Here is a 566-nt window from a genome sequence, read left to right on the forward strand (position 1 = left end):
ATCAAGACCGGCCCGACCCCGATGCAGCCGACAAAGCCCTTATCGCCGAAATCTACGAACGGCATAAAGGACGCTACGGGCAAAGGCGCATTGCCGCATCATTGGATTGGAACCGCAAAAAAGCAGCGAGGTTGATGAAGCAGCTAGGACTGAAAGCCAAAATACGGGCGAAAAAAGCCTGCCGCCATCCCGCCATGGGCGAAATATCGGAACACCTCCTCAAACGCCGGTTCAAAGCCGAAAAGCCCAACGAAAAATGGCTGACCGACGTTACCGAACTCAAAGGGAAGGACGGCAAACTGTACCTATCGCCGATATTGGACTTGTTCAACAGGGAAATCGTCGCCTACGCCATGAGCCGCAGAGCCGACAGCGAAATGGTGAAGGAAATGCTCGAAAAAGCCGCCCCCCGTCTGACTGATAAAGGAACGATGCTTCATTCGGACCAAGGTGTGCTGTACCGTACGGCGGGGTATAGGGAATTGCTTGCGGAGCATTCCATGGTTCAAAGCATGTCGCGAAAGGCGAACTGTTGGGACAATGCGCCGATGGAAAGCTTCTTTGCG

General features: G+C 53.9%; 1 protein-coding gene. It reads left to right on the top strand.

Annotated elements, in window-relative coordinates; translation table 11 throughout:
- Positions 1 to 566, top strand: a 566-nt coding sequence (locus tag ACTHTQ_RS11260) for an IS3 family transposase (protein WP_440363966.1), incomplete at both ends; no start/stop codon positions are given.

The sequence above is a fragment of the Neisseria sp. P0020.S003 genome, from assembly GCF_051957095.1.
Taxonomy (GTDB): domain Bacteria; phylum Pseudomonadota; class Gammaproteobacteria; order Burkholderiales; family Neisseriaceae; genus Neisseria; species Neisseria subflava.